The organism is Stenotrophomonas sp. STEN020, from assembly GCF_056760195.1.
In genome coordinates this window covers 41,760-60,100 of the sequence record NZ_JBRREI010000031.1, presented here as the reverse complement: position 1 = coordinate 60,100, position 18,341 = coordinate 41,760, and the positions used below count along the sequence as shown (strand labels likewise).

The following is an 18,341-nucleotide window of genomic DNA, read 5'->3' as shown; positions in this document are numbered from 1 at the left end:
ACCGATGCCAGGAACAGATGGAGCTGCTATCCGGAGCCGACCGGTGACCTGCCGATGTTGCTACCGAAAGAAGAAGGGCCAGCCAACCCAGAACACCGCCGCCTAACTCTAAGTAGACCGCCCAAAAGCGGTGTAAATCCAAGTATGCCCAATTCAATGTCGCTTTTGAATCGAAACTTAGTTATTAATAAACAAGGGCTTGCGGAATTTTTGCGTGGGTTGCCAAGGCCTTGCGGCCGAGTTTAGTGCCGGTCCTGCCCGGTGATATCGAATACACCCCTTTCCCGGCGAGCGTATTGGCGCTTGGAATGCCGTGATCGCGATGATGCTTCCATCGGTCCATCCAGGCCGCGTGACGAATCCGGAGTTGACCAAGTACTCCGCCACGCTTGCTCAAGCCCTCACTCCACTTCCCGCACACGCGCCAACTCCGCCGCATTCCGCAGCGCCTGCAGAAACCGCGCTAGCGGCGCGCTTTGCGGTTCGCCATCGCGGGTGTAGACCATCACCGGTCTTTGCCATGCGAACCCGGGTGCATCCAGCTTCACCCAATGTCCGGCAAGCAACTCGGCTTGCGCCAAACGGCTGGGCAACAAGGTGAGATAGCCGCCATCGCGGATCATGGCGCGCATGAATTCCGGTGAGCCGCTTTCCATGGTGTTGAGCGGTGGTTCCAGGCCGGCTTCATGGAAGCGCTGCCGGAATGCGCTTTCCACTGCGCCGAGTCGACGACCGAATATCCATGCCTGCTCCAGCAGCTGTACTGGGGTGATATCGCGCTGCCGTGCCAGCGGGTGGCGCACGCTGGCGAGCACGCGGTATTCGTCATGCATCAGCAATTCGCTTTTGATGCGAGGGTCGGGGTCGCCGTCACCAAAGGTGTGAAGGGTGACTACCGCGTCCAGCTCGCGCGCCAGCAGATTGGGCAGCAGTTCGGGCAGTATGCCGCTGCTGACGTGGATGCCGATTCTCGGCCAATGCCGGCGCAGCGCCAGTACCGCCGGTGCGACCAGCGAGCCGGCGGTACTGGGGCCGGTGCCGATGCGTACTTGCCCTTCGGCGCCGGTCTGCAGTTCCTGCAGGCGGTCCTCGAAGCGGCGCACGGCGTCGTGGGCGGGCTGGGCGTGTTCCATCAGCAGGCGGCCGACGTCGGTGAGCCGGGCCTCGCGGCTGCCGCGCTCGAACAGGCGTGCACCCAATTGTTGCTCCAGTGCCTGGATGCCCTTGCTCAGGGCCTGCTGGGTGCGCCCGGTAGCGGTGGCGGCGCGGGTGAAGCTGCCGTGTTCGACCACGGACAGGAAATAGCGGAGCTGGCGGAGATCCATGGCGACATTCGGCTACAACCAATAGTTGTGAATCGTACGCGAATTGGTTGGCGGTTGTGGGGGCAGGGCATCGATAGTCGGCTGACCGCAACCTCCCGGAGGGGAACCATGGCCAGTCGCAACGCCGCCAAACAGTGGGACCAGCAGTACGATCTTGTCATCGCCGGCTTTGGCCTGGCGGCCATGTGCGCCGCCATCGAGGCGCACGATCTGGACCCGAATCTGTCCATCCTCATCCTGGAAAAGGCCAATGAGGCTGAGACCGGTGGCAACAGTCGCGTTGCCGGGCAGTCGCTGCTGATCACCAAGAATGCCAAGGTGCTGGCCGAGTACCAGCGCAAGATGAGCGTGGCCAACCCTATCCCGGAAGACATGCTGGTGCCGTGGTCAGAGGCGATGGAAGCGCTGGAACCATGGATCCAGGAGCGTGCGGCCCAGGCTGGTGCGCAGTTCATCCACGGCACCGGTTTCTCCGAGCGCGACGCGGTGCTGGAGTTTCCAGAGTTTGGTGCGCGTGAGGCCGTGCATTGCACTGCCACCATCCTGCCGATCCCGTCCGGCGTCTATCTGGCTTTCCGCGAGAACATCCGCCTGCGCCCGCGTGTCCAGATCGCATACGAATCGCCGTTGAAGGATCTGGTGCAGGACCCGGATACGCTGGAAGTGTTCGGCGTCATCGCCGAGCAGAACGGTCAGCGGGTAGCGATCCGTGCCAACAAGGGCGTGGTGATGGCGACAGGTGGTTTTGAAGCCAACCTGGACATGCAGCGCAATTACTTCGGTCTTGCCAACCCGGCACCGCTGGGCACGCCGCACAACACCGGCGACGGCATCAAGATCCTGCAGAAGGCCGGTGCGGATCTGTGGCATATGCGCAACCAGGGCCAGTCCGGCGGTATCTGGCCGGGCTTCAAGCCGGAAGGCTTCGTCAATGGCTTCCTGCGCAACTTCTTCTGGCAGAGCTTCAGCTGGATCGAGGTGGATGCGAACACCGAGCGCTTCTACAACGAAACCGCGGAGTTGCAGCTCACCCATTACAAGGAAAAGAAGCACGGTCATTGGGTGGACACCCCGCACTATCGTGCGCAGCCGGTGCACATGATTTTTGACGCCATCACCTGTCAGTACAACAAGCTGGTGGTGGAAGTGATGAGCTGGAACCCGGTGGTGCGTGGCTATAAGTGGTCCGACGACAACTCGGTGGAAGTGGAGAAGGGGTGGATCCAGAAGGCCCATACGCTGGAAGAATTGGCGCTGAAGATCAACCGCGACCCGGCCAAGCTGCGTGCGGAAGTGGAGCGATACAACGCGGCTTGTGCAGTGAAGACTGATGCCGATTTCGGGCGTAACCCGGAGACGCTGTACCCGATCGCGCAGGCGCCGTTCTACGGCATGCGGATTGATCCGGTGATTGTGTGCACGGGTGGTGGCGCGCGCCGCAACATCAAGTCCGAGGTGCTGGACCATGATGGAAAGCACATCCCGCGTTTGTACGAGGCCGGTGAGATGGGCTCGATGTTCTCCGATCTGTACCAGAACGGTTCGTACCTGACCGAAGCGATGATCTCGGGGCGTGCTGCGGGTCGTGAGATCGTCGGTCTTGGCAACTGGGAGGGGTGAGCATGAAGGTTGCTACCCCTGCGATGAAGCTGGATGTGCGCATCAACGGCGTGAAAGCCGAAGATGGTTTGCTGGTGATGGATGGTGTGGCCGGCATGTTGCCGTGCAAGACCAGTCTGACGCCGGCAGAGTTTCGGCAGATGATGAAGTTGGCGCTGAGGCCGAGTGTGTTGGCGCTGCTGTTCAAGAAGTAAGGCGGAAGCGGTTGCTTGAAGCCTTGCTTGAAGCCCCTCTCCCACCGGGAGAGGGGTTGGGGAGAGGGTGAGGTGCAAAGCACCTTGCAGAAGCCAGGAGCCCCCTCATCCGCCCCTTCGGGGCACCTTCTCCCGCAAGCGGGAGAAGGGACAGGTGCAGCAGCCAAAGCAGAAGCCTAAGAAACAGCAAAAGCAACAGCCAAAGCAACAGCCAAAGCAACAGCAACAGCCAAAGCAACAGCCACAGCCAAAGTCACAGCCACAGCCACAGCCACAGCCAAAGCCAAAGCCAAAGCCAAAGCCGGCTTCGCTTCCGTCAGACCATGCTCGGTTGATGAGGGCCTTGAAAGGGAGGGATTGGTAGAGAAAGAACGTAACAACAAAAGCTACATGCGGTTACGTAGCCAGCTAGTGAGCTCAGTTCCGCCAACCAATCCTTTGCAGCTCAACCACCAATCAAATCCAATCGCCGCTGCCACAGCGCATGCATGCCGCGCGCAGCCAAGTCTTCCGGATGGCGTTGCACGCCGATGCCCCAGGAAATCAGCGCCTGGGCATACAGTGCCAGCAGGCGGTCATTGCCAATCAAGTGCACCTGCGACAAACGCGGTGTGTGCTCGAGTACGCCGGAAGAAAGTATCTCGTGTCCGATCAACAGGCCGGACAGGTACGAAGGCAAGGCGTTGCCTTCCAGCTGGTTGAACAGGCCCAGCGTGCGTACGCCAAAAAGGTGATGTAGAAGTCCGCCCTTGTGGCGGCTGCGCTTGAGTCCACTTTCAAATGCCCAGGCGTCGAAGCGGCTGTCGTCTTCGGGCATCAGCTTGCCCAGCAGGCTGTGGTTGCGCATCACTGCGTACAACTCGCCCGTCATCGCCGTGGTCAGGCGGCGTATCTGGCCGTCGGCGATCGACACCCATTTGCTATGGGTGCCGGGCAGGCAGACAACATGATTGCCACGCGGCAGCACTGCCAATAACGCGGCCAGCTGGGTTTCTTCACCGCGCATTACATCGGGTACGGCGTCGCTGTCGGTGTCACTTACACCTGGCACTATCCAGAGCGCGCGCCCAGCCAAGGCGGGTGCCTGCAGCGGCACCAGGGCAGTGGCGAGGTCGTCTATGCCGGCGGGGCAGGGCAGGTAGGGCACCTCCTGCCAACCGCTGCGGCTGCCGACCATGCCGGACAGGATCAACAACGGGTCATCCCAACCGGAAATCTCTTCTGCCAGCACCGCTTCAAACTGCCCGCTGCTTGCCTGCAGGCCGCGTTCGCTGCGGCGGCGCTCGCAGACATGCCCGTTCTCATCCAGGCGGTACAGGCGCAGGCTGCTGGTACCCCAGTCCACGGCGATCATGGCAACTCCACGCGGTCTACGCTTGCCTTCAATTCCGGGTGCTCCCAGACAAAAATGCCTCCCGCGCTTGGCTGTGCGCTCAATGCGGCCGCGTCCAGACCCACGCGGGCGCTACTGATGTAAAGCGCGCCTGGGGCAAGCACGCAGCAGGAGGCGTTCTGGGTGGGGATGTGGATCTCCTGCTCGATGCGGCCATCAGCGGAATAGCAGGTAACCCGGCCCGCGCCCCACTGTGCGTTCCAGACCCGGCCTTGGGCGTCGACCACGGCGCCGTCGGGTTCGATGCCGGGTTCGCTGATGCTGGCAAATGCCTGCAGATCTTCGACCTGTGCGCTGTGCGGGTCATAGCGACCAGTGATGATGTTGGCCTGCGGAGAGTCGCAGAAATAGATGCGCTCGCCGTCGGTGCTGAAGCAGATCGCGTTTGGAATCGCGGCAGGTGGCAAGGGCAAGAGACGCAGGCCCTTGCCGTTGCTCCATTGGTAAAAGCTGCCGCCGCGGCGTCCATCGGCGTAGTCGCTCTTGGTGCCGAACACGAAGTTGCCGTGGCGGTCGGCGCGACCATCATTGATGCGGGTATTGCGATTGTCGGCTTCCACCAGGCTCAGCAGCTGCAAGTCGAGCTCGCTGTCCTGCAGCTGCGCTTCCGGGTCGGCAACATACAAGCCGTTGGCCAGGCCGAGCAGCAGGCGGCCGTCGCTTGCCAATGCCAGGCAGCCCAGCGGCTCATGCAGCTGCCAATATTGGCTGCGGCTGCAGGCCGGATCGTAACGCCACAGGCGCGCAGCGAGGATGTCGGTCCAATACAGTACATTGCGGCGGTCACACCAGAGGATGCCTTCGCCCAGCTCGCAACGGCTGTCCACCAACAACCGTGCTTCTGCCACGGCTAGCTCCAAGCTCTGTGCACTCACCACTCGGCCACGCTGCCATCGCTGTGGCGCCATAGCGGGTTGCGCCAGCGCGGTGGATGTTTGTTGGCTTCGATCAGGCGCGCTTCATCGATCTCCACGCCAAGTCCCGGTTTGGGTAGCGCGGCGATGCAGCCGTCTGCATCACAGGCGAAGTCGTCCTTGTTGATGACGTAGTCCAGCAGGTCGGCGCCTTCGTTGTAATGGATGCCGATGCTTTGTTCCTGCAGCACGGCGTTGTGGGCGACGAAGTCCAGCTGCAGGCAGGCAGCCAGTGCGACCGGACCGAGCGGGCAATGTGGTGCCAAGGCGACGTCATGTGCTTCGGCCATGGCGGCGATCTTGTGGCATTCGCTGATGCCGCCTGCGTGCGACAAGTCCGGCTGCAGAATAGCCAGGCCGCCGGCAGCCAGCACCGGCTTGAACTCGGTGCGCGAGTACATGCGCTCGCCAGCGGCCAGCGGAATGCTGCTGATCTGCGACAACGGGCGGTAGTACTCCCACTGTTCCGGCAGCACCGGTTCCTCGACGAACAACGGACGGTATGGTGCCAGTTCCTTCAGCAGCACCCGCGCCATTGGTGCACTCACCCGACCATGGAAGTCGATGCCGAAATCCACGCTGTTGCCGAGTGCGTCGCGGATGGTGGCGACTTTCTCGATGGCAGTGTCTACGGCGCGCGGGCTGTCGATCATTTTCAGTTCCTCGGTGCCGTTGAACTTGAAGGTGTCGTAGCCCAGTGACTTGTAGTGCTGCATCTGGTTGACGATATCGGCCGGACGGTCACCACCCACCCAGCGGTAGGTTTTCATGCGGTCACGCACCAAGCCACCGAGCAGTTGGTAGACCGGTACGCCCAGCGCCTTGCCCTTGATATCCCATAGCGCCTGGTCGATGCCGGCGATGGCACTCATCAGGATCGCGCCGCCGCGGTAGAAGCCGCCGCGGTACAGCACTTGCCACAGGTCGTTGATGCGCGCCGGATCTTTGCCGATCAGGTAGTCGCCGAGCTCATGCACGGCCGCTTCCACGGTGGCGGCACGGCCTTCGATCACCGGCTCGCCCCAGCCAGTGATGCCTTCGTCAGTTTCGATCTTGAGGAACAGCCAGCGCGGCGCAGCCTGGTAGGTGGTCAGACGCACGATCTTCATGCCGAGTAGTCCAGATAGGCCTTGCGGAAGGCACGTGCGTTGTCGCGCGTTGCCTGCACCGGTTGGCCGGGTTGATAAAGGTCACCGCCGGTGCCCGCACCCTGACAACCAGCGGAAAGATAGCTGGCCAAGGTGCTGGGGGAGACGCCACCGACGGCGAAAAGGGGAACCGGCGGCAGCACGCTGCGCAGGGCCCGTATCAGTGCTGGGCCGTGAATGGATGCGGGGAACAACTTCAGCATCTGCGCACCTGCACGCAGGGCCTGGAACGCTTCGCTGGCGGTGGCGAACCCGGCCGCTACCAGCAGCCCTTCGGCAACCGCGCGTTGGATCAGCTGCGGGTCGGTATTGGGGGTGACCATCAGCCTGCCGCCGGCACGCAGCAGCGCGTCGATATGTTCGGGCTGCACCACCGTGCCGGCGCCGATGCAGGCGTGCTGGCCGTGGCGCTGCACGCTGCGCTGCACGCTCTGCTCCCAGCCCGGCGAGTTGCTGGGGATCTCGATCGCGTCGAAACCTTCCTCGACCAGCGCATCGACATGCGCGTCCACCTCGCTTGGCGTGATGCCGCGCAGGATGGCGATCAGGGGCAGCTTGAAGGGCAGGGCAGTCATGTCAGTCGTGGTAAACCTGTGAGCGGCCGCCATCGATCAGGATGTCGGTGGCGTTGATGAAGCGCGCTTCGTCGCTGGCCAGGAACAGCGCGGTATACGCCACTTCTTCCGGCCTGCCGATGCGCCGCGGTGGCAGCAGTGCGGTCTGGCGTTCACGGGCACCGGGCTCGCGCTCGAACCAGGCCTCGATGCGCGGCACCAGGATCAGGCCCGGCGAAATTGAGTTCACGCGGATGCCGTGCGCGGCGTATTCGATGCCGAGCGAGCGGGTCATGCCGATCAATGCGTGCTTGGCCACCGGGTACGGGAATGCACCGGGGATGATCTTGTGGCCGTGCACCGAAGCAATGTTGACGATGGCACCGGCCTGTTGCGCGACCATGCCGGGCAGCACCGCCTTGCATAGCTGCCAGGCGCCCTCCAGGTTCAGTGCGAAGCAGCGATGCCACTGCGCGTCATCCAATGCCAGCGGATCAGAGAACACATCGGCGCCGGCATTGTTGACCAGCACATCGATGCGGCCATGTCGATTGAAGGTGGCCTCGATCAGACCGCGCATCGCCGCGGCATCGGTGATGTCGCCCTGCAGCAGCTCAAAGCCGTCGGCGGCGCCGGGGGCCAGGTCGATACCGACCACCTGCGCGCCTTCGTTGACGAACAGGCGCGCGATGGCCGCGCCAATGCCGCTGGCAGCACCGGTCACCACCGCCACCTTGCCGGTCAGGCGCCCACTCATCGCTGGCCTCCCGCTTGGCAAACGCAGTACCTGCCCGCGCTGCTGGCGCCGGCTGATCGTGAAACCTTCATCCCTTTCTCCCTGAAGCCTGCTGTCGGTACTGGCCGCGCCGGCCCGACGGGGCGGCAGCGTTGCTGACGGAAGCGTGGCATAGCCTTGCCTGAGAACCTATGTGCGACAAATGAAATTTTTGTCGTAATGTATTCGCTGGGCGAATAGCTACTCAGTCGAGGGGATCGGCACGCATGGTTCAACCCACCACCGGCTGGTTCAATGCCACCCGTCTGAAGACCCGGCATCTATTGCTGTTGCTGCATCTCTACGAGCAGCGCTCGGTGCTGCGCGCGGCCGAGGCGGCCAATATGACCCAGCCGGCGGCATCCAAGTTGCTGGCCGAAATGGAAGATTTGCTGGGCGTACCGCTGTTTGAGCGGCATGCGCGCGGGGTCGAGCCGACCTGGTACGGCCAAGTGCTGATCCGCCGCGCACGCTCGGCATTGTCGGAAATCGGCCGGGCCCAGGACGAGATCGCCGCGCTGCGCAGCGGACGCACCGGTCAGGCTGCGATCGGCACCGTGGTCAACCCCGGCACCAACCTGGTGCCGCAGGCGGTGGCCGCGCTCAAGCGCGATTTCCCCGACATCCTGATCCGGATCGAGATGGACTACAGCCGGCCGCTGGTGGCCAAGCTGCTGGATGGTCAGCTCGACATCGTGGTCGGCCGCATCATGGGTGCCGAGGGCAGCAGCGAGCTGGAGTTCGAGCCGCTGGCGGACGAGCCGCACTCGGTGATCGTCCGCGCCGGCCACCCGTTGGCCGCGCGCAAGCGTGTCGGTTACGGCGATCTTGTCGAGTACGGCTGGATCATGCCGCCAGATGGCAGCGTGCTGCGCTCGCGGCTGGACGCGGTGTTCCTGGAGCACGGTCTGGTGCCGCCGCAGAACATCGTCGAGACCACCTCACTGCCGGTCACCATCCATCTGCTGCGGCACAGCGACATGTTGACCGCGCTGCCGGCCGAGTCGGTCGCGCCCTACCTGCAGACTGGGCAGATGTTGGTCTTGCCGATCGCGCTGGACGTGCGCATGGAGTTCTTCGGCATCATCCGCCGCCGTGACCAGCTGCTCTCCCCCGGCGCCGAGCGCGTGCTTGAGGCGCTGCGCCTGACCGCGCGGCGCTTGTATCCGCCGGTCGCCTGAATCGGGGTATTCACTTCCGATATACATCCTGCGCATTTTTTCATTGGTCGGGAATGTATGCCCGCGCCTATGCTCGCCGCCGTGGTGGTCAATGACCATCGGTATCAGGGTCGGTGGTCGCGGGCACAGGGGATGCAGGCGAAGCCATCGGCAACGAAGGATGTGAAGAGCGGTTAGTCGAGTGCCTTGCCACTGCGGGGTGCGTTAGTACGCGGTTTTCAATCTGCTTCACCTGGTGCCAAAGGCGCAATGACGTCGGTGCTGGGAAAAATCAAATCGTCGCCATGTGTCCTGGGAGGGAACACTCATGTCAACGTTCCAGCGCCGCCTTACGGTGGCCAATAGTGCGCGCCGTCGTGCGTGTACCGGTCTGCAACCCACTGTGCTTGCCCTGAGTGTCGCGCTGCTGTTGTCTGCAGCTGCACAGGCCCAGGACGCGGCGCCCGCCAAAGCCACCGAGCTCGACAAGGTCCAGGTCACCGGCACCCGTGGCAGCCTGACCAAAGCGCAGGTGATCAAGGAAACCAGCGACCAGATCGTCGATTCGATCGTTGCCGAAGACATCGGCAAGCTGCCCGACAACAACGTTGCTGAAGCCCTGCAGCGCATCAGCGGCGTGCAGATCACCCGCAACAAAGGCGAAGGCAGCGACATCATGGTGCGCGGCCTCACCCAGGTGCGCAGCGAGCTCAATGGCCGTGACATCTTCACCGCCAACAGCGGCCGTGCGCTGAGCTGGGAAGACGTGCCGGCCGAACTGCTGGGCGGCGTGGATGTCTACAAGAACCCCAGTGCCGAGTTGATCGAAGGCGGCCTCGGTGGCCTGGTCAACCTGCGCACGCGCATGCCGTTCGATCAGGATGGCATGAAGCTCTCGGGCAGCTTCACCGTCAACAAGTGGGACCTGCGCGATTCGGTGCAGCCCTCGGCCTCGTTCCTGTTCTCCAACCGCTGGAACACCAATGCCGGCGAATTCGGCCTGCTGTTCAACATCGCCCACCAGGAAGGCCAGTACCGCGAAGACCGCATCAACATGGGCAGCTACCTGGCCTATGACGATGTGCCTGGCTACGAAGGCAAGGAAGTGGTGGTACCCAGCGAAGTCGGCATGTACAGCCACTTCGGTGACCGCGAGCGCGATGGCCAGTACATAGCGCTGCAGTGGAAGCCCAACGACGATATCGAGCTGTACGCCACCGGCCTGCGTTCGGACTACAAGTTCCGCAACCGCGAATACAGCGTGCGCGTGGGCAACCTCAACAACAACACCCAGGATCTGGTGAACGGGTCCAACAAGGGGTGGGGTTTCGTTTCACCGAGCATTCCCGGCTATGAGAATTTCAACGACCCGTTTGGCTTCGATGGCAACGGCGAGTTCGAGTACGGCACCTTCAACAATGCGCTGGTGACCACCACCTCGCGCATGGACTGGCGCAACTCGGTCACCACCGATCTTGCATTGGGCGGCAAGTGGCAGGTCAATGACAACCTGCACCTGTCCACCGACTTCCAGTACATCGATGCCACCACCGAGAGCGTCAACTATTGGGTTGACTTGCTGGCCGGCCAGGTGGATCCGGATGACTGGCGTGGCTGGGCCAATCTGTACGGCGTGCCGCCGGTGAAGGTCGACATGACCGGCAAGTACCCGACCGTGACCGTGCTGGATCGCGCCACAGGCAAGCCAATCAACGGATACATGAGCGATATCAGCAACTACGGTGGCTGGTACTCGCACCTGGACAAGCGCGACAACAACGACGCCGACCAGTTCTCCTGGCGCGCCGACCTGCGCTGGGATTTCCTCGACAGCGATCTGCTCAACGACCTGCGTATGGGCGTGCGTTACACCGACCGCTCGGCCATCACCCGCAGCTCGGGTTGGAACTGGCAGAAAATCGCTCCGGCCGGCACCGACAATGCCTGGGGCAGCTTCTCGGCGGCACCGTTCAAGGACTATCCGGACGCCTGCTATCGCTTGTTCCCGTTCAACGATCACTTCCGCGGCGACAGCGGCCTGCCGACCGGCTACGTGGCCTGTGACCAGATGGTTGCTGATTACGAAAACACCGTGCGCATGTTCGGCCACGATCCGGTTGCCTACAACCCGACCACCGACATCCGCGACTACACCGAGAACACCTATGCCGCATACGCGATGTTGCGCATGGGTCAGGACGACGCGCGCTTCCGCTGGGATGCCAACGTCGGTGTTCGCCTGGTGCGCACCGAGACTTCGGTCAAGGGTTACGAGCTGGCACAGAACTCGCCGTCGAACGAGGTGGCGAAGATCAACGTGACCAACTCCTACAACGACGTGTTGCCGAGTTTGAACTTCCGCATGTTCCTGACCGACAGCCTGCAGTGGCGCATTGCCGCCTCGCGTGCGATGTCGCGCCCGGACTTCGATCTGCTCGATCCCTACGTCTACCTCAACGACACCTTCTTCGACTTCAATACCGGTGGCGTGTCCTATGCAAGCCGTGGCAATCCTTATCTGAAGCCGATGTATTCCAACCAGTTCGATACCTCGCTGGAATGGTATTTCGGCCAGGGCTCGATGCTGTACGGCACCGCCTTCTACAAGAAGGTGAAGGGTTTCTACTACTACGACACCATCGCGGCCAACTATTACGACGCCAACTTCGATGTTCCGTTGGAGGGCTCGACCACCGGCGAAACCCGCGCCTGCGTCAGCGCTGAATGCGTGCGTGAGTTCCAGCTGCAGACGCGTTCCAACGGCAAGGACGGCAAGATCAAGGGCCTGGAGCTTGGCTACCGGCAGTTCTTCACCTTCCTGCCGGGCGCGCTTGATGGCCTGGGCTTTGAAGCCAACTACACCTACGTGGACAGCAAGGCACCGGCACCGGACGCTGCCGGCACAGATGGCGTGGAGATCTCCTACCTGCCGTTGGAAGGCCTGTCCAAGAACAGCTACAACGTGGTGCTGATGTACGAAAAGTCCCGCGTCTCGTTCCGCGCCGCCTACAACTGGCGTGATACCTGGCTGGTCACCACGCGTCCGCCGAATGCCGGCCACGTGCCGCAGTACCACGACGCCACCGGCCAGCTCGATGCTTCGCTGCGCATCAACCTCAACGAGATCTGGTCGCTGACGCTCGACGGCACCAATCTTCTCGATGAGGTGCGTTCGGACTACTACGGCAGCAGCAGCCGCCCGAATGGCTGGTACGTCAACGATCGCCGTTACGGCATGAGCATCCGGGCCAACCTGGATCTGTAAACGCGGCTTGTGTAGATGGAGGTGCGGTATGGCAGGTATCAGGCGCTTAACCACAGGTGGCAGGCAGCGGCAGGCGGCCACCAGCAGCGCAGGATATCTGCGGCGATGGTTGGCGGCAGCGGCACTGCTGCTGCCAACCCTGCTCTGCGTGCCGGCCGCACAGGCCGGCGCTGAGCCGGACTATCAGTGGCACAACGTCGCCATCGGCGGCGGTGGCTTCGTCACCGGGCTGGTATTCCACCCGCAACAACAGGGCCTGCAGTACGCGCGCACCGACATCGGTGGCGCGTACCGCTGGGAGCCAGCGCAGCAGCGTTGGCAGCCCTTGCTGGACTGGATGGACGCCAGCGACCAGGGGCGCTTCGGCGTGGAAAGCATGGCCGTCGATCCGGCCGACCCCGACCGTCTGTACATGGCGGTGGGAACCTATTTGCACGAGCGTGGCAGCAACGGCGTGATCCTGCGTTCGAACGACCGCGGGCAGAGTTTCCAGCGCACCGAACTGCCGTTCAAGATGGGCGGCAACGAGCTGGGCCGCGCCAATGGCGAGCGCCTGGCGGTGGACCCCAACGATGGCAAAGTGCTGCTGTTCGGTACCCGCGGCAACGGCGTGTGGCGCAGTGCCGACGGCGGCATCAGCTGGAGCGAGTTGAAGTCGTTCCCGGCAATCGCCAAATCCAGCGCAGCAACCGCGCAAAGCTGGGGCGGTGCGCAGGCCATCGGCGTGGCCTTCATCAATTTCGAACCCGACAGCAAGGGCGGCGACGGTGCATCGCGCACGGTGTACGCCGGCGTCTCGACCCAGCAGACCGCGCTGTACCGCTCCGACGATGCCGGCAGCAGCTGGCAGGCAGTGCCGGGCCAGCCCTCTGGCTTGCGCCCCAACCACATGGTGCGTGACAGTCTGGGCCGCTGGTTGCTGAGCTACGGCGACCAGCCCGGCCCCAACACCATGAACAACGGTGCGCTGTGGCGCTTTGATCCGCGCGACGGTGCATGGACCGACATCACCCCGGTGCCGCAGTCCACTGACCTGCAGGGCGATGGCTTCGGCTGGGGCGCGGTGGCGGTGGACCCGCAGGACCCGCAACGCATCGTCGCCAGCACCTTCAACCGCTTCGCGCCGCATGACGACATTTTCCGCAGCGTCGATGGCGGCCGCAGTTGGACCGCGCTGTCCACGCGCGCAGACTTCGACCATTCCCATGCACCGTGGACCGGGGAAGCGCGGCCGCATTGGATCGGCGTGCTGGCCATCGATCCGCATGATCCCGGCCACCTGCAGTTCGTCACCGGCTACGGCATCTGGGATACGCGCGACCTGCGCAGCTTCGACGAAGGCAAACGCCTGACCTGGCGCTTCCCGCTGGCCGGCTTCGAGGAGACCGTTCCGCTGGCGCTGGTCAGCCCGCCGCAGGGCGCGCACCTGGTCAGTGGCCTGGGTGATATTGATGGTTTCGTGCATGACGATCTTGATACGCCGCAGCAGCGGTTTGCCGGCGTGCGCTTCTCCAATACCGAGAGCCTGGCTTATGCGGGGCAAGCTCCGCAGCTGATGGTACGCACCGGTTACTTCCACGATCGGCCTGAAGGCGCAGTGCGCGCAGCCTGGTCAAAGGATGGCGGACACAACTGGACGCCGTTCGCACACGAGCCACCGGACGGCGAAGGCGCAGGTCGCATCACCCTGGCTGCCGATGGCAAGCGGGTGATCTGGCAGCCGCGTAATGGCAGCCACTGGCTCAGTGCCGACTTCGGCGGCCGCTGGCAGGCGGTGAAAGGCCTGCCGAAGAATGCGGTGGTGGAAGCGGACAAGCTGGAGGCCGGCGTGTACTACGGCTTCGATCCGGTCAGTGGCGCGCTGTATGTCAGTGGCGACGGCGGCGTGGAATTCCGTCAAGCCGAAGCCGGCGTTGGCGCGGTGGGTGACTGGTTTCGTGCCGAGATCCGCCCGAATCCCTGGCAGGCCGGTGAGGCCTGGATCGCCGCCGGTTGGCGTGGCCTGTTGCACTGGTCGCCGGGCAAGCTGCGCCGTGTGGAAGGCTTGGACAACGTGTTTTCGGTCGGGCTGGGCAAGCCGCTCAAGGACGGTGACACGCCGGTGCTGTTCGTATTCGGTGAGATGGCCGGCAAGCGTGGCCTCTACCGTTCCGACAACGCTGGCCGGCGCTGGACCCGCATCGACAACGACGCGCAGCGCTTTGGCGGCATGATCCGTCACGTCACCGGCGATACGCGCATTCCCGGCCGTGTCTATTTCGGCACCGAAGGCCGTGGCATCTGGTACGGAGAATCGAAGTGAAGCAGTGGTTCGCAGTGATGGGCCTGGCAGCGCTTGCCAGCAGTGCACACGCAGTTGAGCTGCCGCGCGTGTTCGCCGACGGCATGGTGCTGCAACGTGACCAGCCACTGCCGGTATGGGGCAAAGCTGCGCCCGGTGCACAGGTGCGCATCGATTTCGCTGGCAGGCAGGTGACGGTGAAGGCCGCTGCAGACGGCAACTGGCGCGCGCAGTTGGCCGCACTGCCGGCTGGCGGCCCGTATGTGCTGAGCATCGACGACAAGGCTGCACCAAAGCAGGTGAGTGACGTCTACGTCGGTGAAGTATGGTTGGCCTCGGGCCAGTCCAACATGGAATGGCCACTGGCCCAGACCGATGGCGCCGAGGCGGCGATTGCCGCAGCCAATGATCCGCTGATCCGCCATTTCAAGATTCCCAAGTCGTGGGCCGGCGCACCACAGTGGCAGCTCAATGGCGGCGACTGGCGGCAGGCAAACCCGCGCACTGCCGGCGACTTCTCGGCAGTGGCGTATTACTTTGCACAGCAGCTGCATGCCCGCACCGGTGTTGCGGTCGGCATCATCGACAGCACCTGGGGCGGCAGCACCATCGAAGCCTGGAGTGATGCAGCAACGCAGGGCCTGGACAGCGCCGCGCTGGCCGCGCAGGCGGCTGCACTGCTCGACGCCGATACCAAGGCATCGCAGGTAACCCATGCCAACCTCGCACGCTGGCCGCAGCTGCCGGCCGATGCCAGCCACTGGCATGAGGCCGATGTCGATGTGGCGCAGTGGACCACCATCACTGTTCCCGGCCTGTGGGAAGGCCAGGGTTGGAATGGCATGGACGGCGTTGCCTGGTACCGCGCCAGCTTCCGCCTCAGTGCCGATGAAGCCGCCAAGGGGGTGACCCTGGGCGTTGGCCGCATCGACGATAGCGACACCACCTGGGTCAACGGCCGGCAGGTCGGCGAAACCAAGCTGCAGTACAACCTGGCACGCCGCTACAGCGTGCCCGCATCCGCATTGCACGCCGGGCTCAACCATGTCGCCGTGCGCGTGCAGGATTTCGGTGGCGGTGGAGGCATCCACGGCGAAGCCAGCGAAGTGTTCGTGCAGCCGCAGGGAGCGGCTGCGCGTGCACTGGATGGCTGGAGCTTCCGTGTCGAGAGCGCACAGGTCGCGTTGGTGGACGACAAGAATCAGCATCCAACTCTGCTGTACAACGCGATGATCCATCCGCTGCAGGATTACGGCGTGCGTGGCGTGCTCTGGTACCAAGGCGAATCCAACGCCAACACCATGCCGCAGGCGCAGAAGTACCGGCAGCAGTTCCCGACATTGATCACGCAATGGCGCGCACAGTGGAATGCCCCTGCGCTGCCGTTCCTGTGGGTGCAGCTGGCGCCGTTCTCGTCCGGTGTGGACCAACGCGATGCCGATGATGTAGCGATTGAAAGCCCATGGGCGCTGCTGCGTGAATCGCAGAGCGCGACGCTGGCACTGCCGGCCACCGCGCAAGTGGTGATCACCGACGTCGGTGATGTGCAGGACATCCATCCGCGCAACAAGCGCACCGTCGGCGATCGTCTGGCGCTCGCTGCAGGAAGGCTGGTGTATGGCGACAACGCGATGATCGCGTCAGGCCCGAGCTACGTCGGCCATGAACTGCAGGGCTGCAGCGTAGTGCTGCGTTTCGATGCGGGCGCTGCGCCGTTGCGGGCAGGCGCGGGCGGTGAACTGAAGGGCTTTGAAGTTGCAGGCAGAGATGGGTATTTCCATCGCGCGCAGGCACGCATCGATGGCAACCGGGTGATCCTGCAGAGCAATGCAGTGAAGGCGCCGGTGGCCGCACGTTACGGCTGGAGTGATACCGCGCAGGCCGCGAATCTGACGGGTGCCACCGGCTTGCCGGCGTCGCCTTTCCGCACCGGGCCATGACCGTGCGGACTACCTGCATGAAGCAAAAGGAAACGACCATGAAGCTGACTTCCCGACGTTCCGCGCCGGTCACCGGTGGCCTGCTCGCAACCGCGATGGCATTGCTGTTGGCTGCATGTGGCAGCGCCAACCTGGACGCACCCGCAGCGCAAGGTGGCGAAGCCAAGGCTGCAGCCGCGACCTCGGCCGCTGCAGCGGACCTGCCGCGCGTGGTCACCGAGAATGGTCGCCATGCCTTGTTCGTCGATGGCAAGCCGTTTCTGATCCTTGGCGCGCAGGTCAACAACTCCAGCAACTACCCGCAGGCGCTGGACGACGTATGGCCGGCCATCGACATCGTCAAGCCGAACACGGTGATGGTGCCGGTAGGCTGGGAGCAGGTGGAAGCCAAGGAGGGCGAGTTCGATTTCGCCTTCGTCGATACCCTGCTGGAGCAGGCCCGCGAAAAGAAAGTGCGGTTGATCCTGCTGTGGTTCGCCACCTGGAAGAACAACGGCCCGAACTACGCGCCGGAGTGGGTGAAGCTGGACAACCAGCGCTTCCCGCGCGTGATCACCGCCGATGGCCGCACCCTCAACTCGTTGTCGCCGCATGCACCGGCAACCCTGGAGGCCGACCGCAAGGCCTTCGTGCAGCTGATGCGTCACCTGAAGGCGAAGGACCCGCAGCACACCGTGATCATGGTGCAGCCGCAGAACGAGCCGGGCACCTATGGCAGCGTGCGTGATTTCTCGCCGCTTGCGCAGAAGGACTTCGATGCGGCCGTGCCCGAGGTCTTGCTGAAGAAGCTGGGCAAGCAGCCGGGGACGTGGCGTGACGTGTTCGGTGCCGATGCTGACGAGTTCTTCCATGCCTGGCATATCGCCCACTACATCGACCAGGTCGCTGCCGCCGGCAAGGCCGAGTACAAGCTGCCGATGCTGGTCAATGCAGCTTTGCGCGGCCCGTTCAATCCGGGCCAGCCCGGGCAGTACGCCAGCGGTGGCCCCACCGACAACGTGCTGGACGTGTACAAGGCAGCAGCGCCGAACATCGACCTGTTGGCGCCGGACATCTACATGCCCGAGTACACGATGTACACCACGGTGCTGGAGCGCTATTCGCGCGCCGACAATCCGCTGTTCGTCGCCGAGACCGGCAACCGCGAGGAGTACGCGCGTTACTTCTTCTCCGCGTTGGGTCACCAGGCCATCGGCTGGTCGCCGTTCGGCATCGACTACTCCAAGTACTCCAACTATCCACTCGGCGCACGGGCCATGAACCCGGAGACCCTGGAGCCGTTCGCGTTGAACTATCGGCTGGTGGCGCCGGCTGCCGGGGTGATCGCCAAGGCCAGTTTCGAGGGCAAGGTGCGCGCCACCGCCGAGCAGCCAGGGCAGGCCGTGCAGACCCTGAAGATCGACGACAAGTGGAACGCGGTGATCACCTATGGCGTGCCGCAGTTCTGGTTCCAGGGTGAGCCGCCGGGCAACCCCGAGCCGATTGGCCGGGCGCTGGTGGTGCAGTTGGCTGCGGATGAATTCCTGGTCACCGGTGCGCACGCGCGCATCAGCCTGGTGGCGGCCGATCCGGCGGTGGCCGAGCGGCAGATCTATCACTCGGTGGATGAAGGCACCTATGTCGACGGCGAGTGGAAGTTCCGCCGCCGCTGGAACGGTGACCAGACCGATTACGGCCTCAATTTCTCCAGCGCACCGCAGTTGCTGCGGGTGAAGCTGGCCACGTACTGAGCAGTCGCATACAGCAAGGCGCCAGCCAGGCGCCCCAACGGA

The 18,341-nt window shown here is 63.6% G+C and carries 15 protein-coding genes; 7 read left to right on the top strand and 8 right to left on the bottom strand.

Annotation, left to right across the window (positions count from 1 at the left end; genetic code table 11):
• Positions 1 to 184: 184 nt before the first annotated feature.
• Together ACVOLZ_RS13895 and ACVOLZ_RS13890 are read right to left on the bottom strand one after the other, a co-directional pair.
• Positions 185 to 397, bottom strand: a complete 213-nt coding sequence (locus ACVOLZ_RS13895; protein ID WP_481516678.1) for a hypothetical protein — start codon at positions 395 to 397, stop codon at positions 185 to 187.
• Positions 398 to 401: 4 nt separating this feature from the next.
• Positions 402 to 1,325 carry a LysR family transcriptional regulator gene (locus ACVOLZ_RS13890; protein ID WP_481516677.1) on the bottom strand — a complete coding sequence of 308 codons (924 nt, stop codon included), beginning with the start codon at positions 1,323 to 1,325 and terminating at the stop codon, positions 402 to 404.
• Positions 1,326 to 1,433: 108 nt separating this feature from the next.
• Here ACVOLZ_RS13890 and ACVOLZ_RS13885 point away from each other — a divergent pair, with 108 nt between their 5' ends.
• Together ACVOLZ_RS13885 and ACVOLZ_RS13880 are read left to right on the top strand one after the other, a co-directional pair.
• Positions 1,434 to 2,945, top strand: a complete 1,512-nt coding sequence (locus ACVOLZ_RS13885; protein WP_481516676.1) for an FAD-dependent oxidoreductase — start codon at positions 1,434 to 1,436, stop codon at positions 2,943 to 2,945.
• Positions 2,946 to 2,947: 2 nt separating this feature from the next.
• A complete protein-coding gene (locus tag ACVOLZ_RS13880) occupies positions 2,948 to 3,139 on the top strand; it encodes a hypothetical protein (protein ID WP_481516675.1) in 192 nt (63 codons plus the stop codon).
• Positions 3,140 to 3,315: 176 nt separating this feature from the next.
• Here the strand turns inward: ACVOLZ_RS13880 and ACVOLZ_RS13875 are convergent, their stop codons facing one another.
• From ACVOLZ_RS13875 to ACVOLZ_RS13850, 6 genes are all read right to left on the bottom strand, one after another.
• The gene (locus ACVOLZ_RS13875; protein ID WP_481516674.1) at positions 3,316 to 3,519 is read right to left on the bottom strand and encodes a hypothetical protein; all 204 of its coding nucleotides are present in this window, start codon (positions 3,517 to 3,519) and stop codon (positions 3,316 to 3,318) included.
• Between the two features lie 65 nt (positions 3,520 to 3,584).
• Complete coding sequence (locus ACVOLZ_RS13870; protein WP_481516673.1) at positions 3,585 to 4,493, bottom strand: 2-dehydro-3-deoxygalactonokinase; 909 nt, start codon at positions 4,491 to 4,493, stop codon at positions 3,585 to 3,587.
• Positions 4,490 to 5,380, bottom strand: a complete 891-nt coding sequence (locus ACVOLZ_RS13865; RefSeq protein WP_481516672.1) for an SMP-30/gluconolactonase/LRE family protein — start codon at positions 5,378 to 5,380, stop codon at positions 4,490 to 4,492. Before ACVOLZ_RS13865 ends, ACVOLZ_RS13870 begins: the two co-directional genes overlap by 4 nt.
• Positions 5,381 to 5,403: 23 nt before the next feature.
• Positions 5,404 to 6,555 (bottom strand): galactonate dehydratase, encoded by a 1,152-nt coding sequence (gene dgoD / locus ACVOLZ_RS13860; protein WP_481516671.1) that lies wholly within the window; start codon positions 6,553 to 6,555, stop codon positions 5,404 to 5,406.
• Entirely contained in the window at positions 6,552 to 7,169 is a 618-nt protein-coding gene (locus ACVOLZ_RS13855) for a 2-dehydro-3-deoxy-6-phosphogalactonate aldolase (protein ID WP_481516670.1), read from the bottom strand. The genes dgoD and ACVOLZ_RS13855 overlap by 4 nt, the downstream gene beginning before the upstream one ends.
• A gap of 1 nt (position 7,170) precedes the next feature.
• Positions 7,171 to 7,905 carry an SDR family oxidoreductase gene (locus tag ACVOLZ_RS13850; RefSeq protein WP_481516669.1) on the bottom strand — a complete coding sequence of 245 codons (735 nt, stop codon included), beginning with the start codon at positions 7,903 to 7,905 and terminating at the stop codon, positions 7,171 to 7,173.
• A 245-nt stretch (positions 7,906 to 8,150) separates the two neighbouring features.
• Between ACVOLZ_RS13850 and ACVOLZ_RS13845 the strand changes: the two genes are divergently transcribed.
• From ACVOLZ_RS13845 to ACVOLZ_RS13825, 5 genes are all read left to right on the top strand, one after another.
• Positions 8,151 to 9,104, top strand: coding sequence for a LysR substrate-binding domain-containing protein (locus ACVOLZ_RS13845; RefSeq protein WP_481516668.1), 954 nt, complete (start codon positions 8,151 to 8,153; stop codon positions 9,102 to 9,104).
• 307 nt (positions 9,105 to 9,411) lie between these two features.
• On the top strand, positions 9,412 to 12,348 hold the full coding sequence (locus tag ACVOLZ_RS13840) for a TonB-dependent receptor (RefSeq protein ID WP_481516667.1): 2,937 nt from the start codon (positions 9,412 to 9,414) through the stop codon (positions 12,346 to 12,348).
• Between the two features lie 28 nt (positions 12,349 to 12,376).
• Positions 12,377 to 14,650, top strand: a complete 2,274-nt coding sequence (locus ACVOLZ_RS13835) for a cellulase (RefSeq protein ID WP_481516666.1) — start codon at positions 12,377 to 12,379, stop codon at positions 14,648 to 14,650.
• Positions 14,651 to 14,667: 17 nt separating this feature from the next.
• A complete protein-coding gene (locus ACVOLZ_RS13830) occupies positions 14,668 to 16,569 on the top strand; it encodes a sialate O-acetylesterase (RefSeq protein WP_481516681.1) in 1,902 nt (633 codons plus the stop codon).
• 38 nt (positions 16,570 to 16,607) lie between these two features.
• The gene (locus ACVOLZ_RS13825; RefSeq protein WP_481516665.1) at positions 16,608 to 18,299 is read left to right on the top strand and encodes a DUF5597 domain-containing protein; all 1,692 of its coding nucleotides are present in this window, start codon (positions 16,608 to 16,610) and stop codon (positions 18,297 to 18,299) included.
• The last annotated feature ends 42 nt before the right edge of the window (positions 18,300 to 18,341 follow it).